The 18191-nt window shown below is 70.3% G+C and carries 15 protein-coding genes; 7 read left to right on the plus strand and 8 right to left on the minus strand.

Annotated elements, in window-relative coordinates; translation table 11 throughout:
• Nucleotides 1–88: 88 nt before the first annotated feature.
• Nucleotides 89–634, minus strand: coding sequence for a GNAT family N-acetyltransferase (locus ABIA32_RS29665; protein ID WP_370102119.1), 546 nt, complete (start codon nucleotides 632–634; stop codon nucleotides 89–91).
• Between the two features lie 82 nt (nucleotides 635–716).
• On the minus strand, nucleotides 717–2060 hold the full coding sequence (locus tag ABIA32_RS29670) for an enolase C-terminal domain-like protein (protein WP_370102122.1): 1344 nt from the start codon (nucleotides 2058–2060) through the stop codon (nucleotides 717–719).
• A gap of 396 nt (nucleotides 2061–2456) precedes the next feature.
• Between ABIA32_RS29670 and ABIA32_RS29675 the strand changes: the two genes are divergently transcribed.
• The 6 genes from ABIA32_RS29675 to ABIA32_RS29700 all read left to right on the plus strand — a co-directional run bounded on the left by ABIA32_RS29675 (nucleotide 2457) and on the right by ABIA32_RS29700 (nucleotide 10838).
• Nucleotides 2457–3509: a sugar ABC transporter substrate-binding protein gene (locus tag ABIA32_RS29675; protein ID WP_370102125.1), complete on the plus strand. Its 1053-nt coding sequence runs from the start codon at nucleotides 2457–2459 to the stop codon at nucleotides 3507–3509.
• Nucleotides 3510–3575: 66 nt separating this feature from the next.
• Entirely contained in the window at nucleotides 3576–5186 is a 1611-nt protein-coding gene (locus tag ABIA32_RS29680) for a sugar ABC transporter ATP-binding protein (protein ID WP_370102128.1), read from the plus strand.
• Entirely contained in the window at nucleotides 5170–6210 is a 1041-nt protein-coding gene (locus tag ABIA32_RS29685) for an ABC transporter permease (RefSeq protein WP_370102130.1), read from the plus strand. The genes ABIA32_RS29680 and ABIA32_RS29685 overlap by 17 nt, the downstream gene beginning before the upstream one ends.
• A gap of 134 nt (nucleotides 6211–6344) precedes the next feature.
• Nucleotides 6345–9329, plus strand: a complete 2985-nt coding sequence (locus tag ABIA32_RS29690; RefSeq protein ID WP_370102133.1) for a hypothetical protein — start codon at nucleotides 6345–6347, stop codon at nucleotides 9327–9329.
• Between the two features lie 96 nt (nucleotides 9330–9425).
• Entirely contained in the window at nucleotides 9426–10112 is a 687-nt protein-coding gene (locus tag ABIA32_RS29695; RefSeq protein WP_370102136.1) for a FadR/GntR family transcriptional regulator, read from the plus strand.
• Between the two features lie 27 nt (nucleotides 10113–10139).
• Nucleotides 10140–10838 (plus strand): Pr6Pr family membrane protein, encoded by a 699-nt coding sequence (locus ABIA32_RS29700; RefSeq protein WP_370102138.1) that lies wholly within the window; start codon nucleotides 10140–10142, stop codon nucleotides 10836–10838.
• Here the strand turns inward: ABIA32_RS29700 and ABIA32_RS29705 are convergent.
• Together ABIA32_RS29705 and ABIA32_RS29710 are read right to left on the minus strand one after the other, a co-directional pair.
• On the minus strand, nucleotides 10835–11398 hold the full coding sequence (locus tag ABIA32_RS29705; RefSeq protein WP_370102141.1) for a dihydrofolate reductase family protein: 564 nt from the start codon (nucleotides 11396–11398) through the stop codon (nucleotides 10835–10837). The two genes, ABIA32_RS29700 and ABIA32_RS29705, sit on opposite strands and share 4 nt — an antisense overlap.
• Before the next feature lie 48 nt (nucleotides 11399–11446).
• Nucleotides 11447–13579 (minus strand): MMPL family transporter, encoded by a 2133-nt coding sequence (locus tag ABIA32_RS29710; protein ID WP_370102144.1) that lies wholly within the window; start codon nucleotides 13577–13579, stop codon nucleotides 11447–11449.
• Between the two features lie 266 nt (nucleotides 13580–13845).
• On the opposite strand from ABIA32_RS29710, the gene ABIA32_RS29715 reads away from it, so the two are divergent.
• On the plus strand, nucleotides 13846–14295 hold the full coding sequence (locus ABIA32_RS29715; RefSeq protein ID WP_370102147.1) for an SPW repeat protein: 450 nt from the start codon (nucleotides 13846–13848) through the stop codon (nucleotides 14293–14295).
• 66 nt (nucleotides 14296–14361) lie between these two features.
• On the opposite strand, the gene ABIA32_RS29720 is transcribed toward ABIA32_RS29715, so the two are convergent.
• From ABIA32_RS29720 to ABIA32_RS29735, 4 genes are all read right to left on the minus strand, one after another.
• Nucleotides 14362–15153, minus strand: coding sequence for a ferritin-like domain-containing protein (locus tag ABIA32_RS29720; RefSeq protein ID WP_370102149.1), 792 nt, complete (start codon nucleotides 15151–15153; stop codon nucleotides 14362–14364).
• 106 nt (nucleotides 15154–15259) lie between these two features.
• The gene (locus ABIA32_RS29725) at nucleotides 15260–15511 is read right to left on the minus strand and encodes a hypothetical protein (RefSeq protein WP_370102152.1); all 252 of its coding nucleotides are present in this window, start codon (nucleotides 15509–15511) and stop codon (nucleotides 15260–15262) included.
• Nucleotides 15512–15584: 73 nt separating this feature from the next.
• The gene (locus ABIA32_RS29730) at nucleotides 15585–16307 is read right to left on the minus strand and encodes an MgtC/SapB family protein (protein ID WP_370102155.1); all 723 of its coding nucleotides are present in this window, start codon (nucleotides 16305–16307) and stop codon (nucleotides 15585–15587) included.
• A gap of 126 nt (nucleotides 16308–16433) precedes the next feature.
• Nucleotides 16434–18068, minus strand: a complete 1635-nt coding sequence (locus tag ABIA32_RS29735; RefSeq protein ID WP_370102158.1) for an NRAMP family divalent metal transporter — start codon at nucleotides 18066–18068, stop codon at nucleotides 16434–16436.
• Nucleotides 18069–18191: the final 123 nt, after the last annotated feature.

Genomic DNA, 18191 nt, shown 5'->3' on the forward strand with positions numbered 1-18191 from the left:
TCCACCGCTACAACTACCATCGCTGCCACACCGCACTCGGAGGCCAAACCCCCATCAGCCGAGTCAACAACGCTGCGGATCAATACAGCTAGGGCACGAAGCGGAAGACGCGCCTCTCCCGCCCGGGAGGGGTCACGTCGTCGAAACCGGCCGCCGCGAAGGCGGTCGGCGATCCCATGTAGGTGTAGAGACGCGCGCCGGGCTCGACCGGGTAGCCCTCGACGACGCCCGCTCCGGCCGCCACCGCGTACTGTGCGGCGGCCCGCAGCAGCCCGGACGTGATGCCCTGACGGCGCGCCGAAGCGTCCACGAAGAGGCAGACGACGGACCAGACGGGCGTCTGGTCGATCCGCGCGAGCGCGCGGTAGCGTTCCAGGCCACGGAAGCTCTCCCTCGGCGCGACCGCGCACCAGCCGACCGGCTCTCCGTCCGCGTAGGCCAGCACGCCGACGGGATCGCCGTCCTCGACCAGGGTGGCGAGGGCGTCGACGCGGGAGTCCTTGGTGGACGCCTGGTACTCCGAACTCGTCATCCGCCAGCGCATGCAGGAGCAGTAGCGGAACTTTCCGTGCCGGGCGGAGAAGTGCTCCAGATCGGGGCAGCGTTCGGGGGTGACGGGCAGGAACTCGAGCATCTTCCGATTCTCGCAGAACGGCCCGGCCGAACCCCGGCGGCGCCGGCCGCGCCGCCGGTGAGCTGCAGCTCGGTCACGCGGGTCAGGCAATGTCTCCCGTCGGGTTGGTGGCCAGATCCTCGGCCCAGAAGGTGCCGTCGGGGTAGGTGTAGGTGTCGATGGATGCCTGGTGCATCTGGGCGGAGAAGCCGGGGGTGAGTGGGGCCGTGTAGTGGCCGTCGCGGATGACGGTGGGGGCGAGGAAGTGGTCGTGGAGGTTTTCGACGTATTCGACGACGCGGTCCTCGGTGGTGCCGGAGAGGGCGATGTAGTCGAACATCGACAGGTGCTGCACCAGTTCGCACAGTCCGACCCCGCCGGCGTGCGGGCAGACCGGGACGCGGAACTTCGCGGCGAGCAGCAGGATCGCCAGGTTCTCGTTGACGCCGCCGACGCGGGCGGAGTCGAGCTGCAGGATGTCGATCGCGCCGGCCTGCAGCAGTTGCTTGAAGACGATGCGGTTCTGCACGTGCTCGCCGGTGGCGACCTTCACGGGGGCGACGCCGGCCCGGATCGCGGCGTGGCCCAGGACGTCGTCGGGGCTGGTGGGTTCCTCGATCCAGTACGGGTCGAACTCCGCCAGGGCGTTGGTCCAGGCGATCGCCTCGGCCACGTCCCAGCGCTGGTTGGCGTCGATCGCCAGCCGCACGTCCGGGCCGATCGCGGCGCGGGCGGCGCGGCAGCGGCGGACGTCGTCGGCCAGGTCGGCGCCGACCTTCAGCTTGATCTGCGTGAAGCCCTCGGCCAGCGCCTCCTTCGCCAGCCGGGTCAGTTTCTCGTCGGAGTAGCCGAGCCAGCCCGGGGAGGTGGTGTAGGCGGGGTAGCCGCGCTCCAGCAGCGCGGCCGTGCGCGCGGCGCGCCCCGCGCGGGCGTCCGTCAGGAGCTCCAGCGCCTCGGCCGGGGTGAGCGCGTCGGACAGGTAGCGGAAGTCGACCTGGGAGACCAGCCACTGCGGCTCGGCCTCCGCCAGGAACCGCCACAGCGGCAGCCCGGCCCGCTTCGCGGCCAGATCCCACACCGCGTTGACGACCGCACCGACGGCCATGTGCATCACGCCCTTCTCCGGGCCGAGCCAGCGCAACTGGCTGTCACCGATCAGGTCACGGCTGAGCGAACCCGGGTCCGCACACAGGTCGCTGACGGAGCGGCCGACGACGTGGTGGCGCAGCGCCTGGATCGCGGCGACCTGGACGTCGTTGCCGCGCCCGATGGTGAAGGTGAAGCCGTGGCCCTCCAGCCCGTCCCCCGCGTCGGTGCGCAGCACGAGGTAGGCGGCGGAGTAGTCGGGGTCGGGGTTCATGGCGTCCGAGCCGTCCAGCGACCGCGAGGTCGGGAAACGAACGTCGTAGGTGTCGACGGCGGTGATCCGCGCCGAGGATCCAAGCATGTGAGGCTCTCTCAGGCTGCTTCGATGGGCTGAGGAGGTGGGATCGCGGCGCCGGCGGCTCCCAGTCGCAGCAGTCTCAGGCGGGTCCCTCGGACATCGGATGTGTCGCTTCCGGTGCCACGGACCATACGCGGCGGCGAAGCGACTGAGCAACAAGTCATCAGATGTTTCTTGCGAGAAGCCCACTGCGGCGAGCGGAAACGCCCTGTTCAGTCAGGAATTGAGCGGCCTTTCGTCCGGCGGGGAGCGAGGCGGACTTGCGAGCTCCCGGTAAGTCATCCGATGAAAGCTCTTGTCAGGGACGGCAATGTGGCCGTAACGTCCTCGCCGCTGGTCGGCAATCCGATGAATACCCAGCCGAGCCGACCTCACCCCTGCGGACCTGGAGCGATCCCCATGAACCTCCGTACATCCCGCACCGCCACCGCATTTGCCGTGACCCTGCTCGTGGGCGGTCTCGCCACCGCCTGCAACCGGGGCAGCAGCACCTCGTCGACCTCGGCCGCCGCCGGAAAGCCCGCCATAGGCATCGACCTGCCCCGTGCCGACTCCGACTTCTGGAACTCCTACGCGCAGTACATCAAGAGCGCGGTCTCCTCGCAGGGCCTCAACGCGCTGCCCACCAGCAACTCGCAGAACGACGTGACCAAGCTGGTGGCCAACGTCCAGGTCTTCGAGAACACCGGCGCCAAGGCGATCGTGATGGCCCCTCAGGACACCGGCGCGATCGCCTCGACGCTGGACCAGCTCGCAGCCAAGAACATCCCGGTGGTCAGCGTGGACACCCGCCCCGACAAGGGCAAGGTGTACATGGTCGTCCGCGCCGACAACCGCGCCTACGGCACCAGGGCATGCCAGTTCCTCGGCAAGCAGCTGGGCGGCAAGGGCAAGGTCGCCGAGTTCGAGGGCGACCTCACCTCCATCAACGGCCGCGACCGCTCCGAGGCATTCGCCGACTGCATGAAGCAGAACTACCCCGGCATCCAGGTCTTCCCGCTCACCACCAACTGGGACGGCGCCGTCGCCTCCAGCAAGCTGCAGACGCTGCTGGCCCAGAACCCCGACCTCAACGGCATCTACATGCAGGCCGGCGGTGTCTTCCTCCAGCCGACGCTCGCGCTGCTCCAGCAGAAGGGGCTGCTCAAGCCCGCCGGCACGGCAGGACACATCGCGATCGTGTCCAACGACGGCATCCCGCAGGAGTTCGACGCGATCCGCAAGGGCCAGATCGACGCCACCATCTCCCAGCCCGCCGACCTCTACGCCAAGTACGCCCTCTTCTACGCGGAGGCCGCCGCCGAGGGCAAGACCTTCCAGCCCGGCGCGACCGACCACAACTCCACGATCATCCAGCTGCCCAACGGTCTCGAGGACCAACTCCCCGCCCCGCTCGTCACCAAGGCGAACGTGGACGACAAGACCCTGTGGGGCAACAGCATCGGCCACTGAGCGTTTCAGGCGCAGGCAGGCGCTCAGCCAGCTCTCCAGCCCCTCAGCGAAAGGACGGCACCAACCATGGCGGACCCGGCCGAGACTCTCGGCGCCCCCTCCGTCGTTCCGGTGGTCGAGGCGGTCGGCATCACCAAGCGCTTCGGCGCCACCGTGGCCCTGCGGGAGGCGGGCATCGCCGTCGCGCCGGGGGAGTCGCACGCCCTCGTCGGCCGCAACGGCGCCGGGAAGTCGACGCTGGTCTCCATCCTGACCGGCATGCAGCAGCCGGACACCGGAACCCTCCGCTTCTCCGGCGCGCCCGCGCCCGCCTTCGGCGACACCGACGCCTGGCGGGCCCAGGTGGCCTGCGTCTACCAGCACTCCACCGTCATCAGCGAGCTGACGGTGGCGGAGAACCTGTTCTTGAACCGCCAGTCGGGGTCGGCGCTGCGGCCGATCCGCTGGCGCGCGCTGCGCGAGCGGGCGGCCGCGCTGCTCGCCGAGTACAGCGTCGACGTCGACCCCTCCGCCCGCATCGCCGACCTGACGGTGGAGCAGCGGCAGTTCGTGGAGATCGCCCGCGCGCTCTCCTTCGGTGCCCGCTTCATCATCCTGGACGAGCCCACGGCCAAGCTCGACGCCCGCGGCATCGAGCGCCTCTTCGCCAAGCTGCGCGAGCTCCAGCAGCAGGGCGTCGCCTTCCTGTTCATCTCGCACCACCTCCAGGAGGTCTACGAGCTCTGCACCAGCGTCACGGTCTACCGCGACGCCCGGCACATCCTCACCGCCCCGGTCGCCGGACTCACCGAGGACGCCCTGGTCGAGGCGATGACGGGGGAGAGCACCGGCGGCCCCGCCGCCACTCCGTCCACGTCACGCGTCCAGGTGGCGGAGGGCGGTCCTGACGTGCTGGAGGTGGAGCGGCTCACGCTGCCGGGCGCCTACGCGGACCTCTCGCTGACCGTGCGCGCCGGCGAGGTCGTGGGGCTGGCCGGTGCCACCGCCAGCGGCAACGTCCAGTTCGGCGAGACGATCGCCGGCCTGCACCGACCGCGCGGCGGCCGGGTGAGCGTGGCGGGCCGACGGGTCCGCCTCGGCGACATCCCGGCGGCGCTCGCCGCCGGTGTCGGCTTCGTCCCCGAGGACCGGCACCTCCAAGGGCTGGTCCCCGGGCGCAGCGTCGCCGAGAACGCGACGCTGACCGTCACCGACCAGCTCGGCCCCTACGGCACGATGCTGCCCTCCCGGACCCGCGAGTTCGCCCGTCGCATGATCGACGACCTCGACATCCTGACCCCCGACGCCGCCACGCCGGTCTCCGCGCTCTCCGGCGGCAACCAGCAGAAGGTCGTGGTGGCCCGCGCGTTGGCCACCGAGCCCGCGCTGCTGGTGGCCATCCGGCCCACCAACGGGGTGGACATCAAGTCCAAGGAGTTCCTCCTCGGCCGGTTCCGGCAGCACGCGGAGCAGGGCCGGGCGGCGCTGATCGTCTCCGACGAGCTCGACGACCTGCGCAGCTGCGACCGGGTCGTGGCCATGTTCCACGGCCGGATCGCCGCCGAGTACCCGGCCGGCTGGAGCGACGAGCAACTCGTCGCAGCGATGGAGGGCGTCGCCGCCGCACCGCAGCACCACCTGGACGAAGACACGCACGCGAACGTCACGAAGGGACCCCGCGATGACGGCCACCACTGATGCCGGCAGCACCACCCCGGCGGCGGCCACGCCCGCCACCGCGCGGCGGTCGGGGAGCCTGAGCCTGGCGCGCTTCAGGGACCTGTCCCTGGTGCCGGTGCTGCTGGTGCTCGGCCTGATCGGCTTCATCGTCTCACCGGCCTTCCTCACTTCGGCGAACCTGCTCGGCGTCGCCCAGCAGTCCACCGAACTGAGCATGCTGGTGCTGGGCGAGGCGCTGATCCTGATCGTCGGCAAGATGGACCTCTCGCTGGAGTCCACCATCGGCGTCGCCCCGGTCATCGCGATGTGGCTGGTGCTGCCCGCCCATGGCGGCCGGTTCCACGGGCTGGGCGCGCTGCCGACCTGGACGGCCGTCCCGGTCTGCCTGCTGGTCGGCGCGTTGATCGGCGCGATCAACGGCTTCCTGATCCTCAAGCTGCGGCTCAACGGATTCATCGTCACCCTCGGCGCGCTGACCATGCTGCGCGGCCTTCAGGTGGCGGTCTCCCAGGGGCAGTCGATCGTCGAGGTGCCGAGCTCCTTCACGTACCTGGGCAGCAGCTCCTGGCTCGGCGCTCCGGCAGCGGTCTGGGTCTGCGTCCTGCTCTTCGCCGTCGGCGGGGCCGCGCTGGCCTGGCTGCGGCACGGCCGCGCGCTGTACGCGATCGGCGGGAACGCGGAGGCCGCACGAACCGCGGGCATCAGGGTCGACCGGATCACCTGGGTTGTCCTGATCATCGGCGGCGTGCTCGCGGCCTTCGCCGGCGTGCTCTACACCGGGCACTACGGCTCGGTCTCCGCCGACCAGGGCAGCGGCTGGATCTTCCAGGTCTTCGCCGCCACCGTCATCGGCGGGGTCAGCCTCAACGGCGGCAAGGGGACCCTCTTCGGCGCCCTGACCGGTGTGCTGACGCTCCAGCTGGTCGTCAACGTGATGACCCTGGCGGGCGTCCCGCCGCTGTGGAACCAGTTCCTCAACGGCGCGATCATCATCGTCGCGCTGATCATCTCCCGCTACGCCTCCGGCGAGAAGCAGGAGTAGCCCACCAGCTCGTGCCCCCCGACTCCGTGGCCCGAGGCCAACTCCCCGAACCGCCTCGGGCCACGGTCGCACCACCAGCACCAGCAGTCCGTGAGCTCCCACCCGCACGCAGACACTGGAGTGCCATGAGCATCATGTCGATACATCGACGTATCGCCGCCCCGCCCGGCCTCACCGCCGGAGCCCTGATCCTCACCGCGCTGACCGCCTCGACCGCCGCCCACGCGGCCACCGGCACCACCCTCTACGCCTCGCCCACCGGCTCGGGCAGCGCCTGCACGATCACCGCGCCCTGCAGCCTGACCGGCGCCCAGAGCGCCGTGCGCTCCGCCAACGCCTCCATGGCCACCGACATCACCGTCTACCTGCGCGGCGGCACCTACACCGAGAGCAGCCCGCTCGCGTTCGGCCCACGGGACTCCGGAACCGGCGGACACACCGTCAACTGGACGGCGTACCCGGGAGAGACCCCCGTGCTCAGCGGCGCTCGCCAGGTCACCGGCTTCACCCCGTACGACAGCGGCAAGAACATCTACCGCGCCGCCGTGCCCTCCGGCACGCAGAGCCGCCAGCTCTTCGTCAACGGCGTCCGCGCGCAGCGCGCCCGTGGCCCGCTCAACCCCGCCGGCTTCACCCTCTCCGGCTCCTCGTTCACCACCGCCGACGGCTCCTATGCCGGCTTCACCAACCAGTCGCAGATCGAGGTCGTCGACAACAACGCCTGGAAGCAGATGCGCTGCCCGCTGCAGAGCATCACCGCCACCAGCGGCGGCGGGTCGAGCCTCCACGTCGACCCGGCCTGCTTCGCGAACAACAACACCAGCGTCCCCAACCCCGGCTACCCCTTCAACGGAGCCGGACTGCCCACGCTCAACGGTGTCTCCTGGATAGAGAACGCCTACCAACTGCTCACCCAGCCCGGCCAGTTCTACCTCGACGGCAACGCCGGCTACCTCTACTACATCCCGCGCAGCGGCGAGGACCTCGCCACCGCCGACGTCGAACTGCCCACGACACAGGAACTGCTGGACCTCTCCGGGACGCCCGGTCATCTCGCGCCGGCCAACGACACCGACCCGCGCGCCGCCTACGCCGGAGCCTGGGCCACCTCCACCGGCCGTGCCTACGGCGACCTGGGCGGCGACGTCCACTACACGACCACGAACGGCGACTCGGTCAGCTTCACGTTCGTCGGCAGCGGCCTTCAGGTGCTCAGCGAGGTCGCGCCCGACGAGGGCGCCGTCGACGTCTACGTCGACGGCGTGAAGACCCAGTCGGTCTCCGCCAGCGCGCCGACGCGGCTCGCGCAGCAGGCGATCGTCTCGGTCACCGGTCTGGCGAAGCACTCCCACATCGTCAAACTGGTGAAGACCTCGGGGACCTACATGCTGGTCGACGGCTTCACCGTCGTCCCCGACGTCGAAGCGCCGGTGCAGAACATCAGCTTCCAGGGCGTCACCTTCGCCTACAGCACCTGGAACCAGCCCAGCAGCAGCGGCTACGTCGACAACCAGGCGGGCGTGCTGTGGGATCCGGTCAGCCACGCGCCGATCCGCATCCCGGCCGCCGTCCAGGTCCACCGCGGCAGCGGCATCGGCTTCACCCGCGACACCTTCACCCACCTCGGCGGCACCGGCGTTGACCTCGCCGACGGCACCCAGAACTCCTCCGTCGTCGGGAGCATCGTCACCGACGCCTCCGGCGGCGGGGTCTCCCTGGGCGAGGCCGACGACTACTACCAGACCCAGACCGCGCTGATGACCAGCGGCGACACGGTGTCGAACAACACGATCTCGGACGTCGGCCAGGACTACCAGGACGCCGTCGGCGTCTGGGCCGGCTTCACCCGTACCGCCGTCGTGGCGAACAACGACATCGGCCACACCCCCTACTCCGGCATCTCCCTCGGCTGGGGCTGGGGCTGGGCCTCCTGCACACTCAAGTACACGACCTGCCACCACGGCAACGACTACGCGGGCGGCAACCAGATCACCGGCAACTCCGTCCACGACGTCATGCGCGTCCTCAACGACGGCGGGCCGATCTACACCCTCGGCGGCCAGGGCGGCGGCGACGCCGGCATGACCAGCGTGCTGTCCGGCAACGTGGTGGCCGAGGGCAACCACACCAACAACATGCTCTACCACGACGAGGGCAGCTCCTACTGGAACACTCACGACAACGTGGTCCGCTTCGGCGGCAGCAACTGGATGTGCATGTGGATCTCGACGATCCACGACATCACCATCCACGACAACTACGCGGACAACGCCAACTACTGCAACAACGGCACCAACATCACCTTCAACCAGGCCACGATCGTCAGCGGCGGCGCCTGGCCGAACGCCGCGCAGGCGGTCATCGCCGCGGCCGGGCCGAGCGCGCAGTACCGGCCGCTGACCGGCCGCATCGACGACGACGAGCCGACCATCGCCTACACCGGCTCCTGGTTCGCCTCCGGCACCCGCGGCTACGGCGACTTCAACGACGGCGTACACGCCACTTCGGTCAACGGCGACGCGGCGAGCTACACCTTCACCGGAACCGGAATCCAGGTGCTGGGGGAGAGGAACAGCGACCAGGGCAACGTCGAGATCTTCGTGGACGGCGTCTCCCAGGGCCAGGTCGACACCTCGGCGACCAGCCGCCGGGCACAGCAGGTCCTGTACAACGCGCAGGGCCTGACACCGGGCAGCCACACGATCCAGATCGTCAAGCGCAGCGGCAGCTGGACCACGCTGGACGGATTCGAGGTCACCCGCACCGTCAACGACAACGACGCGGCCCTCGGCTACACCGGCTCCTGGAGCAGCTCCACCGGTCGCGGCCTCGGCGACTACGGCGACGACGTCCACGTCACCACCACCGACGGCGACTCGGTCACCGTCTCCTTCTACGGCACCGGCATCGCCTTCCTCACCGAGACCAACACGGACGAGGGCGCGGTCGCGGTCTCCCTCGACGGCGCCTCGCAGGGAACGGTCAACGCCTACGCCGCCACCCGCCACGCCCAGCAGACCCTCTACCAGGCAAGCAATCTCGCCCTCGGCTACCACACCCTGACGCTGACCAAGGCCGGCGGCAGCTACCTCCTCGTCGACCGCTTCGACATCAACTAGTCCCTGCGCCTCTACCCTGAGGGGATCCCCGACCGCGCGAGCGGCCGGGGATCCGCTCCTGTTCCCCCCGTTCACCTCTTCCGGGAGACCCGCTCCATGGCCCTGACCGACGACGCGATCACCGCGATCAAGTCAATGATCATCTCGGGTGAGTTCCCGCCGGGCTCGCGGCTGCCGCGAGAGGACGACCTCGCCCAGCGGCTCGGCCTCTCGCGCAGCTCGCTGCGCGAGGCGGTCAGGGCGCTGACGGCCATGCAGATCCTGGTCACCAAGCAGGGCGACGGCACCTACGTCTCCAGCCTGGAGCCGCACCTGCTGCTGGAGAACCTCTCCTTCGCCTCCGACGTCTCCCAGGGCGACACCGCCCTGCAGCTGCTCCAGGTCCGCCGCCTGCTCGAACCGCAGGCGACCGCGCTCGCCGCCACCCGGATCACCGAGGCCGACCTCGAAGAGCTCCGCGCGATCCTGGAGCGCAGCCGCGCCGCGGACGACGTCGAGGAGTTCATCCGCTGCGACATGGACTTCCACCGGACCCTGATCGCCCTGGTGGGCAACCCCGTCCTGTCCATGCTGCTGGAGATCCTCTCCACCCAGACCCAGCGGGTCCGCATCCTGCGCGGCACCCAGGTCGGCCGCGCGATCGAGCACGTCCACCGCGAACACGAGGCGATCCTCGCCGCCCTCGCCGCCCGCGACGCCCAGCTGGCCGCCGCGGCGTCCGCCGTCCACGTCGCGGCGGTGGAGCAGTGGCTGGCCGACAGCCTCGCCGCCGAAGAGGCGTAGCCGGCGCGCTCCGCTTAGTGTTCGATCATGGAACTGAAGTGGGCCCGCGCCTTGTTCGCCGCGACCGCGGCATGTGTCGCCGTCGGTGTGATCATCGAGGTGGTGCTGGGCTGGCAGAACCACATGCCCGTGGTGGCCGCGACGGGCGAGGGGCTCCAGAGGTTCGGCGGCAGCTCTCTCGGCCGGTCCCTGAACGTCTTCGCGTTCTTCACGGTCCAGTCGAATCTGATCGTGGGCGGCACCTGCTTGCTGCTTGCTGTCAACCCGGGCAGGTCCTCGACCGTGTTCGGGGTGTTCCGACTGATCGGCCTGGTCGCGATCACGGTCACCGGCATCGTCTTCCACGTCGCGCTCGGCGGCCTGTTGGAGCTGGACACGTGGGGCCTGGTCGCCGACCGGCTGCTGCACCTGGTCGTGCCGGTCATGGCGGTCGTCGGGTGGCTGGCGTTCGGCCCGCGGGGCCTCACCTCGGCGAGAGTCGTGAAGCTGACGGTCCTTTTCCCGCTCGCCTACATGATCTTCACGGTCATCCGCGGCCCGCTTTCCTCGGACTGGTACCCCTACCCCTTCGCGGATGTGAAGGTGTTGGGCTACCTGAAGGTGATCATCAACGGCCTCTGGATCGGGCTTCTGTTCGTCGCCGTCGCCGCCGGCGCAGCCTGGCTGGACCAGCGCCTGCCCACGGCGTCACGCCCCTCGGCGAAGCGCTCGCAGGAACGGCCCTAGCGCGCCACGCGGTAGCGGAGGTAGACGACCATCGAGCTGAAGGTGCGGGTCTCGACGAGTTCGAGGCCGACCCGGCGTTCGCGCCGGGGAAAGAACGGAATGCCACCGCCGACCAGCACCGGGTAGACCACGGCCCGGTACTCGTCGATCAGACCCGACGCGGCCGCCTCGGCGGCGAGAGTCGCGCCGCCGATCGCGATGTCGCCCTGCCCGGGCTCGGCTCGCAACCGCTCGATCTCCTCTGCCAGGCCGCCGGAGGCCAGGCGGGCATGGCCCTGCACCGCCGACAGCGTGGTGGAGAACACCACCTTTGGCAGCGGCTTCCAGAGCGAGGTCCACTCGCGCATCGAGTCGTCGAGCGATGGATCCTGGTCGGCGGTCTCCCAGTACAGCATCGTCTCGTACAGCCGTCGTCCCAACAGGTGGACGCCGACCTCTCGAATCTCGTCGATCCAGAAGCGAAAGACCTCCTCGTCGGGCGCCGTCCAGTCGAAGCCGCCGTCCGGCCCGACGATGTAGCCGTCCAGTGAGACGCCCATCGAATAGGTCACGCTGCGCATCAGAAGCCCTCCTCGGTAACGGGTTCGTCGCCATGGTTTCGGGAACTGTCAGCTGATCCGTGGCAGCAGCCGGTCGAGCCAGCCGGGGAGCCACCAGTTCACGCTGCCGAGCAGCTCCATGATCGCGGGAACCAGGACCATCCGGACCACCGTGGCGTCCAGGAAGACCGCGACCGCCAGTCCGAGACCGAACTCCTTCACCGCGACGTCGGGCGTGGCGAGCACGGAGAGGAAGACGGTCACCATGATCGCGGCGGCGGCCGTGATCACCCGCGCGGTGCGGCCGAGGCCGCGCGCGACCGCTTCGCGAGTGTCGGCGCCGGCGTCGTACTCCTCGCGGATTCGGGAGACGAGGAAGACCTCGTAGTCGGTCGAGAGCCCGAACAGGATCGGGAAGATGAACAGCGGGACCCACGCCGTCACCGGCGCGGTCGTCGGGAACCCGAGCGCGGAGCCGAGCCAGCCCCACTGGACGATCGCGGTGAGCACACCGAACGCCGCGCCGACCGAGAGCAGGGTCATCAGGGCCGCCTTGAGCGCGATGGCCACCGACCGCACCAGCACCAGCAGCAGGACCAGCGCCAGCCCGATCACCGCCGCGATCAGCCACGGCAGCCGTGCCCCCACCTGGGCGGCGAAGTCGGCGTCCCCGGCCGTCGGGCCGCCGATGTGGACCCGCAGGCCGGTTCCCTGGACGGCGGCGGGGACCACCTGGTCGCGCAGTCGGGTCAGCAGCTTCGGCGTGGCCGCGTCCTGATGGGCCGTGGTGGGATAGGCGACGAAGAGCACGGCCTGCCCGTCCCTGCTGGTCTCCGCGGGGGTGACCGCGGCGACGCCGGGAGTGCGGGCCACGGCGGACTCCAGCGCGGTCAGCCCAGTACTGCCCGAGCCGCCGGGCGGGACCTCCGCGACCACCACGAAGGGCGCGTCGAATCCCGGCCCGAAGCCCCTGGCGAGGATCTGGTGGGCCGCGTAGCCGCTGGTGGAGTGGGGCTCGGTGCTGTTGTCCTCGAAGCTGAGCCGCATCGAGAAGGCGGGGATCGCGAGCACGATCATCAGGGTGGCACCTGCGATCAGCCCGGTGACCGGGTGCCGCTGAATGACCCGCGCCCAGCGCTCCGCCATCGGACTGCGCGAGCCGGTACGCCCCAGGTAGGGGAGCTTGAAACGGTCGATGCCGCGTCCGGCGAAGCCGAGCAGCGCGGGCAGCAGGGTGATCGCGGCCACCATCGTCATCAGCACCGTCACCGAGGCGGCCACGGCCGTGGCGTTCAGCAACCGCTGCTGCACGACGAAGAGGCCGAGCATCGCGATCACGACGGTGGCCCCGGCGAAGAGCACCGACCGCCCGGCGCGAGCGATCGCGATCACCACCGCTTCCTCGGGTTCCTCCCCGTCGGCCAGCGCTTCCCGGTAGCGGGTGACGATGAACAGGGCGTAGTCGATCCCCACGCCCAGACCGAGCAGCGTCGCCACGATCGGGCTGAAGGACGGCGCCGGGAAGACGTAGCCGAGCAGGAAGGTCAGCGCCAGACCGGTGCCGATGCCGACCACGGCGGTGAGCATGGTGAGGCCCATGGCCAGCAGCGAACCGAAGGCGATCAGGATGACGAGCATCGCCGCCAACGCGCCGATCCCGTCCGAGACCCCGCCGTAGGGCGTCTCCGCGCCCACGACGTCGGCGCCGCCGAGCGCGAAGCTGACGCCGCCGCCGTCAGCGGCCCGGGTCTGCTGGATCAGGTGCTTGACCTCGGAGGCGGGCAGCGGATTCGTGTCGGACTGAACGGTCGCGAACGCGGTCGTGCCGTCCCGCGAGATCTGTCCGGGCGCGACGTACGGCGACCGCACCGAGGTCACGTGCGCGGCGGCGGCCAGCTGTCCGACCAGCGCGTCCACCCGGGCGCGCACGGCCGGCGCGGAGACGCCCGAGTCGGCGTGGATCGCGAGCGTGAGCGAGCTGCCCTTGCGTTCGGGGAAATGGCTCTTGAGCAGGTTCTGCGCCTGGGCCGACTCGGAGCGGCCGCCGGTGAAGTCGTTGTCCGCCGGCGCGGCGAACCCGAAGCCGACGACCAGCAGGACGACCGTGCCGACCGCCCACAGCACGACGACCAGCCCACGCCGCCGGTAGCAGAACCGGCCGAGCCGGCCGAGGAAGCCTTGGTACGCGACAGCCGATGTCATGATGACTCACGGTAGGCCCGTCCCCGGCCGGGATGTGCGAGGGCGCGGCCGGGGCCACCCGTTCGGCTGCCGCGTCTGCCTCGCCGTGGCGCTCTCCCGGGGCACCCCCAGCACCAGGGGTCCCACCAACGACACCGAGCTGTGATGTTTGAGCGGGCCACGCGCGGACAGAAGATCGACGAGCCCCTTCGCAGGGCCCCGCCTCCGCACGCACCGCGATGTGCGGGGGGAGGCGCGGATTCCACGCGTGAAGGAACGTGAGACGGATGTCTGATCTTGGACGTCGCACTGACGACATGCACGCGCACCCCGACGCTGCCGAGATGCGCGAGCGCTACGCCCGAATGATGGAGAACGGGCGCCCCATGGCCGTCGACGGGCTGCTGGTGCTGACCGGCCTGTACGCGGCGATCTCCCCCTGGGTGGTGCACTTCCGCATCGCCAGCTTCGAGCTGACTCTGAACAACCTCATCCTCGGCTTCGGCATCGCGGCGATTGGCCTCGGCCTGAGCCTGGGCGACGAGCGCGCCGCCCGGCTGAGCTGGACCTGCGTCCCGATCGGCGTGTGGATGATCATCTCGCCCTGGGTCGTCACCATCGGCCACACGGCCAGTCGGGGCATGATCTGGAACAATGTGATCATCGGAGCGCTGACCTGCCTCCTCGGCCTGGCCGCCACCCGCATGCTGATGCGGAACGGCAGGTCCGGCCGCTGAGGACGGCCGTCAGCAGAGCAGTGTGGACTGGGCGCCGGTCCGGCGCCCAGTCCAACCGAAGTCCGCTCAGCCGAAGTCAGCGACGGGGGCGGGCATCGGGCCGTCCAGTGCACCGGTCCGCTCGGGGCTCCGCAGGCTCACCATGCGGCGCCAGCCGCCCAGCCGCTCGAAGGCGTACACGGCGTCGATGCCGGCCGTGACCAGCGCCGACTTGGCCTTCGGCCAGCCAAGCACGACGGCCATCCGCTGCATCACAGCGCGGCTGACCTCGCGGTACACCCTGATCTCCACCGCCGCGCTCGCATCGAGCAGGTCCTTGATCCGGCGTCCGTGGCCGGCGGCCGCGAGCCGGAGCAGTTCCTCGTGGCAGTAGGCCAGATGGTTGTCCTCGTCGCGGCAGATCATGCGTACCGCACGCCCGATGCCGGGGTCGTCGCCGAAGTGGCGGGCGAGCAGCCGCATCTGTTCCGAGGCACGTTGCTCGGTCACCCGGCTGTGGGCGAGGTACGCGATCACGTCCTGCGGCTCGAGGGGCCGGTCGGCGCTCAGGGTCCGGTGCGACAGCCCGATGCCCCGTCGCTCCAGGAGGACGGTGTAGTCGGTCTCGGGCGGGACCGGCACCGGGGTCAGCCCGCGCTTGCGCAACAGGGCATGGAAGATCCGCCCGTGCTTGTCCTCGTCCGCGCCGTGCCGGGCCACCCGTGGCCCGAGATAGCTCAGCTCCTCCGGGAGCAGCACCGCGATGCGGCCGTTCTCCCACCCGCCCTGTGCCTCGCCGCTTGCCGCGATCGAGCAGAAGAGCCGGAACGCCTCGTCGTCGTCCAGGATCTCCTGGAACACGCTTTTGGCCGTCAGCACCGCACTCAACCTCCTGTGAGCCTTCTGTCCAGGCTGACTCACGGTCGGGTGGGTCCACCACTCGGCGCAGCCCGTCGGGGTGAGACCCGCGCGGCCGTGCGGGTCCTTATTCGCTGCCGCAGGACGCACGGTTGGGTCGGGAGCGGAAGAACACGGTCTTGTCGTGGGCGCCGAAGCGCTGGACCGCGAACTCCTTCAGCCAGGTCGGCGTCAGGTCGATCGCGGCGGAACCCACGACGACGACCGGGGCGCTCGTCGGCCCCGTGAGCGCCGCCGCCAGGTCCCCGCAGGCCAGAGCGGCGGCGGCCGACCCGAGACCGGTCACTGCTCCGACCGCAGCGGTGCGTAGTTTGCCCACGCCCTTCATTCGGGGCCCACCCCGGCCCGGACGGATCCGACTTCCGTGCCGGGCGCCGGGCCTGCCCGGTTGTTCAGGCCAGCGCGCCCTCGGCTGCGCCGTCCTCCTCCAGATGCCAGTGCAGATCGTGGATGCCGGGTTCGAGCGACAGCCGGGTGACGACCTGTTCGAGCGCGTGCCCCGCTTCGCCCTCGACGGCGACGGTGGCCCGCAGGCCGGCGGTGTCCTGTCCCTCGCGGCTGACCCGCAGCCCGGTGGGCGTCAGCGCGGAGGCGGACAGGGCCTGCAGCAACAGCGCACGGATGTGGGCCTCCTCGCGTCGAGCGCAGCGGAGGTGGACGGTGGCCCGCACGCTGACGTCCGGGTCGGACCCCGAGGCCGGCGCCTGGTCGAGCAGTCGTCCTGCCGGGCGCAGCACCAGGTGCACTGCCAGGACCGCGAGGGTGCCGAGGAAGGCGAGCTGGATCCGCCCGGAGGCGGCCATCACGCCGACCGCCGCCGAGCACCACAGTGTGGCGGCGGTGTTCAGCCCGCTCACACCGCCTCGGCCGCGAAGGATCACGCCGCCGCCGAGGAAACCGATGCCGGACACGACATAGGAGGCGACCCTGGTGCTGCTGGTGTCGCCGGCCGCGACGCTGTAGAGGACGAAGAGGGTGGCTCCGGTGGCGACCAGGGCGTTGGTGCGCAGCCCGGCCATCCGGGCGCGCCACTGGCGCTCGACGCCGATCAGCGCGCCGCAGCAGACGCCGGTGGCCAGTCGGAGCAGGAAGTCGGCGGTGGTGAGGTTCTGCACGGCCGGATCTCCTTCGGTGGTGCGGGCCCGGTCCAGTCGCGGACCGGGCCGTGGAACGGGGGAAAGACGCGGGGCGGGGCGGCTGAAATCCGCCGCCCCGCCCCGCATGCCGACACTGACGCCGGGTCAGTGGCCGAGAGCGACCTCGACCAGCTTGACGATCACCAGGATCATCGCGACCAGCAGGTAGCCGCGCAGCGCGCTCATGCCGATCTTGCGGCCGGTGGCCATCGCGGGGCGGGTGAGCGTCTCCAGCGGTGGCATCCGCCAGTTGTCGCGGCCGGTGCGGTCGACGAGGTCTTCCTTGGTGGCGGTGCGGCGCTTGGTGAAGGCGTAACCGGCGGCCAGGACGCCCGCGACGCCGCAAGCAGCCATGATGTCGAGGATTGCCGCGGCGGTGATGTCAGGAAAGAGCACCGAGGCCGTCAGGATGATCGAGAGAGTGACCAGCACGCCGACCACCGCGGCCGTGAAGGCGTTGGTGCGCGGGCCGTTGACCCACGGACCGAGGACCTGCTTGTCGTTGCAGAGCAGCAGCAGGAACACCGTGGCGGACGGCAGCAGCACCCCGGCCAGGGTCTGCACGCCCTCGGTGAGCAGGCCGAGCGGCGAGCCGGGGATCAGCACGATCACGGCGGCCAGGGCGACCAGCCCGGCGTAGACGGCGTAGAAGCCCTTGGCGCCCTTCACGCCCCGGTGCAGGGAGTGCTTGATGCCGAAGACGTCGCCGATGGCGTAGGCGGTGGAGAGCGAGACGGCGAACGCGCCGATGATCGAGGCGTCCAGCAGCGCGATGGCGAAGAGCACGCCGGCGACCTTGCCCGCGTGGGCGGCGATGCCGTGTGCGAGCCCGGCCGTGTCGGAGAAGTTACCGGCGGCGGCGGTGCCCGCGAAGGCGGCGGCGGTGACGCCCATGAGGGCGGCGCCGCCGATGACGACGATGGCGATGCCGATCCACAGGTCGGCCTTCTCGTACTTCATGAAGCGCGGGGTGATCCGCTTGTCGATCACGTAGCTCTGCTGGAAGAAGAGCTGCCACGGCGCGACGGTGGTGCCGACGATGCCGATGATCAGCAGCATCACGGTGGAGAGCTGGCCGGAGCCGCCGGGCAGTCCGGGGACCACGAAGTCGTGCGCCATCTGCGAGGCGGCCGGGTGGACCATGAAGTAGATCGGGACCAGCAGCAGCGACCCCAGACACAGCGCGACGGCGATCCGCTCGAAGCGGCGGAAGGAGCCGGTGAACGCGGAGGCGATGATGATTGCGGCGGCGACCACGACCGAGGCGGTCTTCGGCAGTCCCAGGTAGCCGGTGGCCAGGGTGATCCCGATGAACTCGGTGACCAGGGTCAGCGCGTTGAGCAGGAACAGGTCGATGACGCTGAACGCGCCCCAGAACTTGCCGAAACGCTCCAGGATCAGCCGGGCGTGGCCGACGCCGGTGACCGCGCCGAGGCGCAGCACCATCTCCTGGTTGACGTACAACACGGGCACGAGCAGCAGCAGGGTCCACAGCAGGTGGGTGCCGTAGTTCTGGCCGGCCTGGCCGTAGGTGGCGAAGGCGCCGGCGTCGTTGTCGCCGACCATGACGATCAGGCCGGGGCCGACGATTGCCAGCAGCGTCTTGAGCTTGGCGGACAGGCCGCGACGCGCGTCGTGGTCGTCCAGCTTGATCGTGCCGAAGGCGCCGTGGATGTCGCCGATGTGCGCGTCGTCGAGCACGGCGACGCGGGTGTCGCGGGTGTCGATCGTGGTGGTCATGACGATTCCCTCCCATTTGCCCCGATAAGGGACCGTTCGGAGGGCATGCAGCAGCCATCCGCCCTGCGTGCGAACGCGCAGAAACGAGCACCTCGGCGGGTGCGTCGGGAGGCAGGTGGTTAC

The sequence above is a fragment of the Streptacidiphilus sp. MAP12-20 genome (assembly GCF_041262525.1).
In the GTDB taxonomy this organism is placed as follows: Bacteria; Actinomycetota; Actinomycetes; order Streptomycetales; family Streptomycetaceae; genus Streptacidiphilus.

What these genes read in the sequence shown, in the direction of transcription:
- ABIA32_RS29665 (WP_370102119.1), bottom strand. Translation starts at nt 634, where the DNA reads ATGCTCGAGTTCCTGCCCGTCACCCCCGAACGCTGCCCCGATCTGGAG.
- ABIA32_RS29670 (WP_370102122.1), bottom strand. Translation starts at nt 2,060, where the DNA reads ATGCTTGGATCCTCGGCGCGGATCACCGCCGTCGACACCTACGACGTT.
- ABIA32_RS29675 (WP_370102125.1), top strand. Translation starts at nt 2,457, where the DNA reads ATGAACCTCCGTACATCCCGCACCGCCACCGCATTTGCCGTGACCCTG.
- ABIA32_RS29680 (WP_370102128.1), top strand. Translation starts at nt 3,576, where the DNA reads ATGGCGGACCCGGCCGAGACTCTCGGCGCCCCCTCCGTCGTTCCGGTG.
- ABIA32_RS29685 (WP_370102130.1), top strand. Translation starts at nt 5,170, where the DNA reads ATGACGGCCACCACTGATGCCGGCAGCACCACCCCGGCGGCGGCCACG.
- ABIA32_RS29690 (WP_370102133.1), top strand. Translation starts at nt 6,345, where the DNA reads ATGTCGATACATCGACGTATCGCCGCCCCGCCCGGCCTCACCGCCGGA.
- ABIA32_RS29695 (WP_370102136.1), top strand. Translation starts at nt 9,426, where the DNA reads ATGGCCCTGACCGACGACGCGATCACCGCGATCAAGTCAATGATCATC.
- ABIA32_RS29700 (WP_370102138.1), top strand. Translation starts at nt 10,140, where the DNA reads ATGGAACTGAAGTGGGCCCGCGCCTTGTTCGCCGCGACCGCGGCATGT.
- ABIA32_RS29705 (WP_370102141.1), bottom strand. Translation starts at nt 11,398, where the DNA reads ATGCGCAGCGTGACCTATTCGATGGGCGTCTCACTGGACGGCTACATC.
- ABIA32_RS29710 (WP_370102144.1), bottom strand. Translation starts at nt 13,579, where the DNA reads ATGACATCGGCTGTCGCGTACCAAGGCTTCCTCGGCCGGCTCGGCCGG.
- ABIA32_RS29715 (WP_370102147.1), top strand. Translation starts at nt 13,846, where the DNA reads ATGTCTGATCTTGGACGTCGCACTGACGACATGCACGCGCACCCCGAC.
- ABIA32_RS29735 (WP_370102158.1), bottom strand. Translation starts at nt 18,068, where the DNA reads ATGACCACCACGATCGACACCCGCGACACCCGCGTCGCCGTGCTCGAC.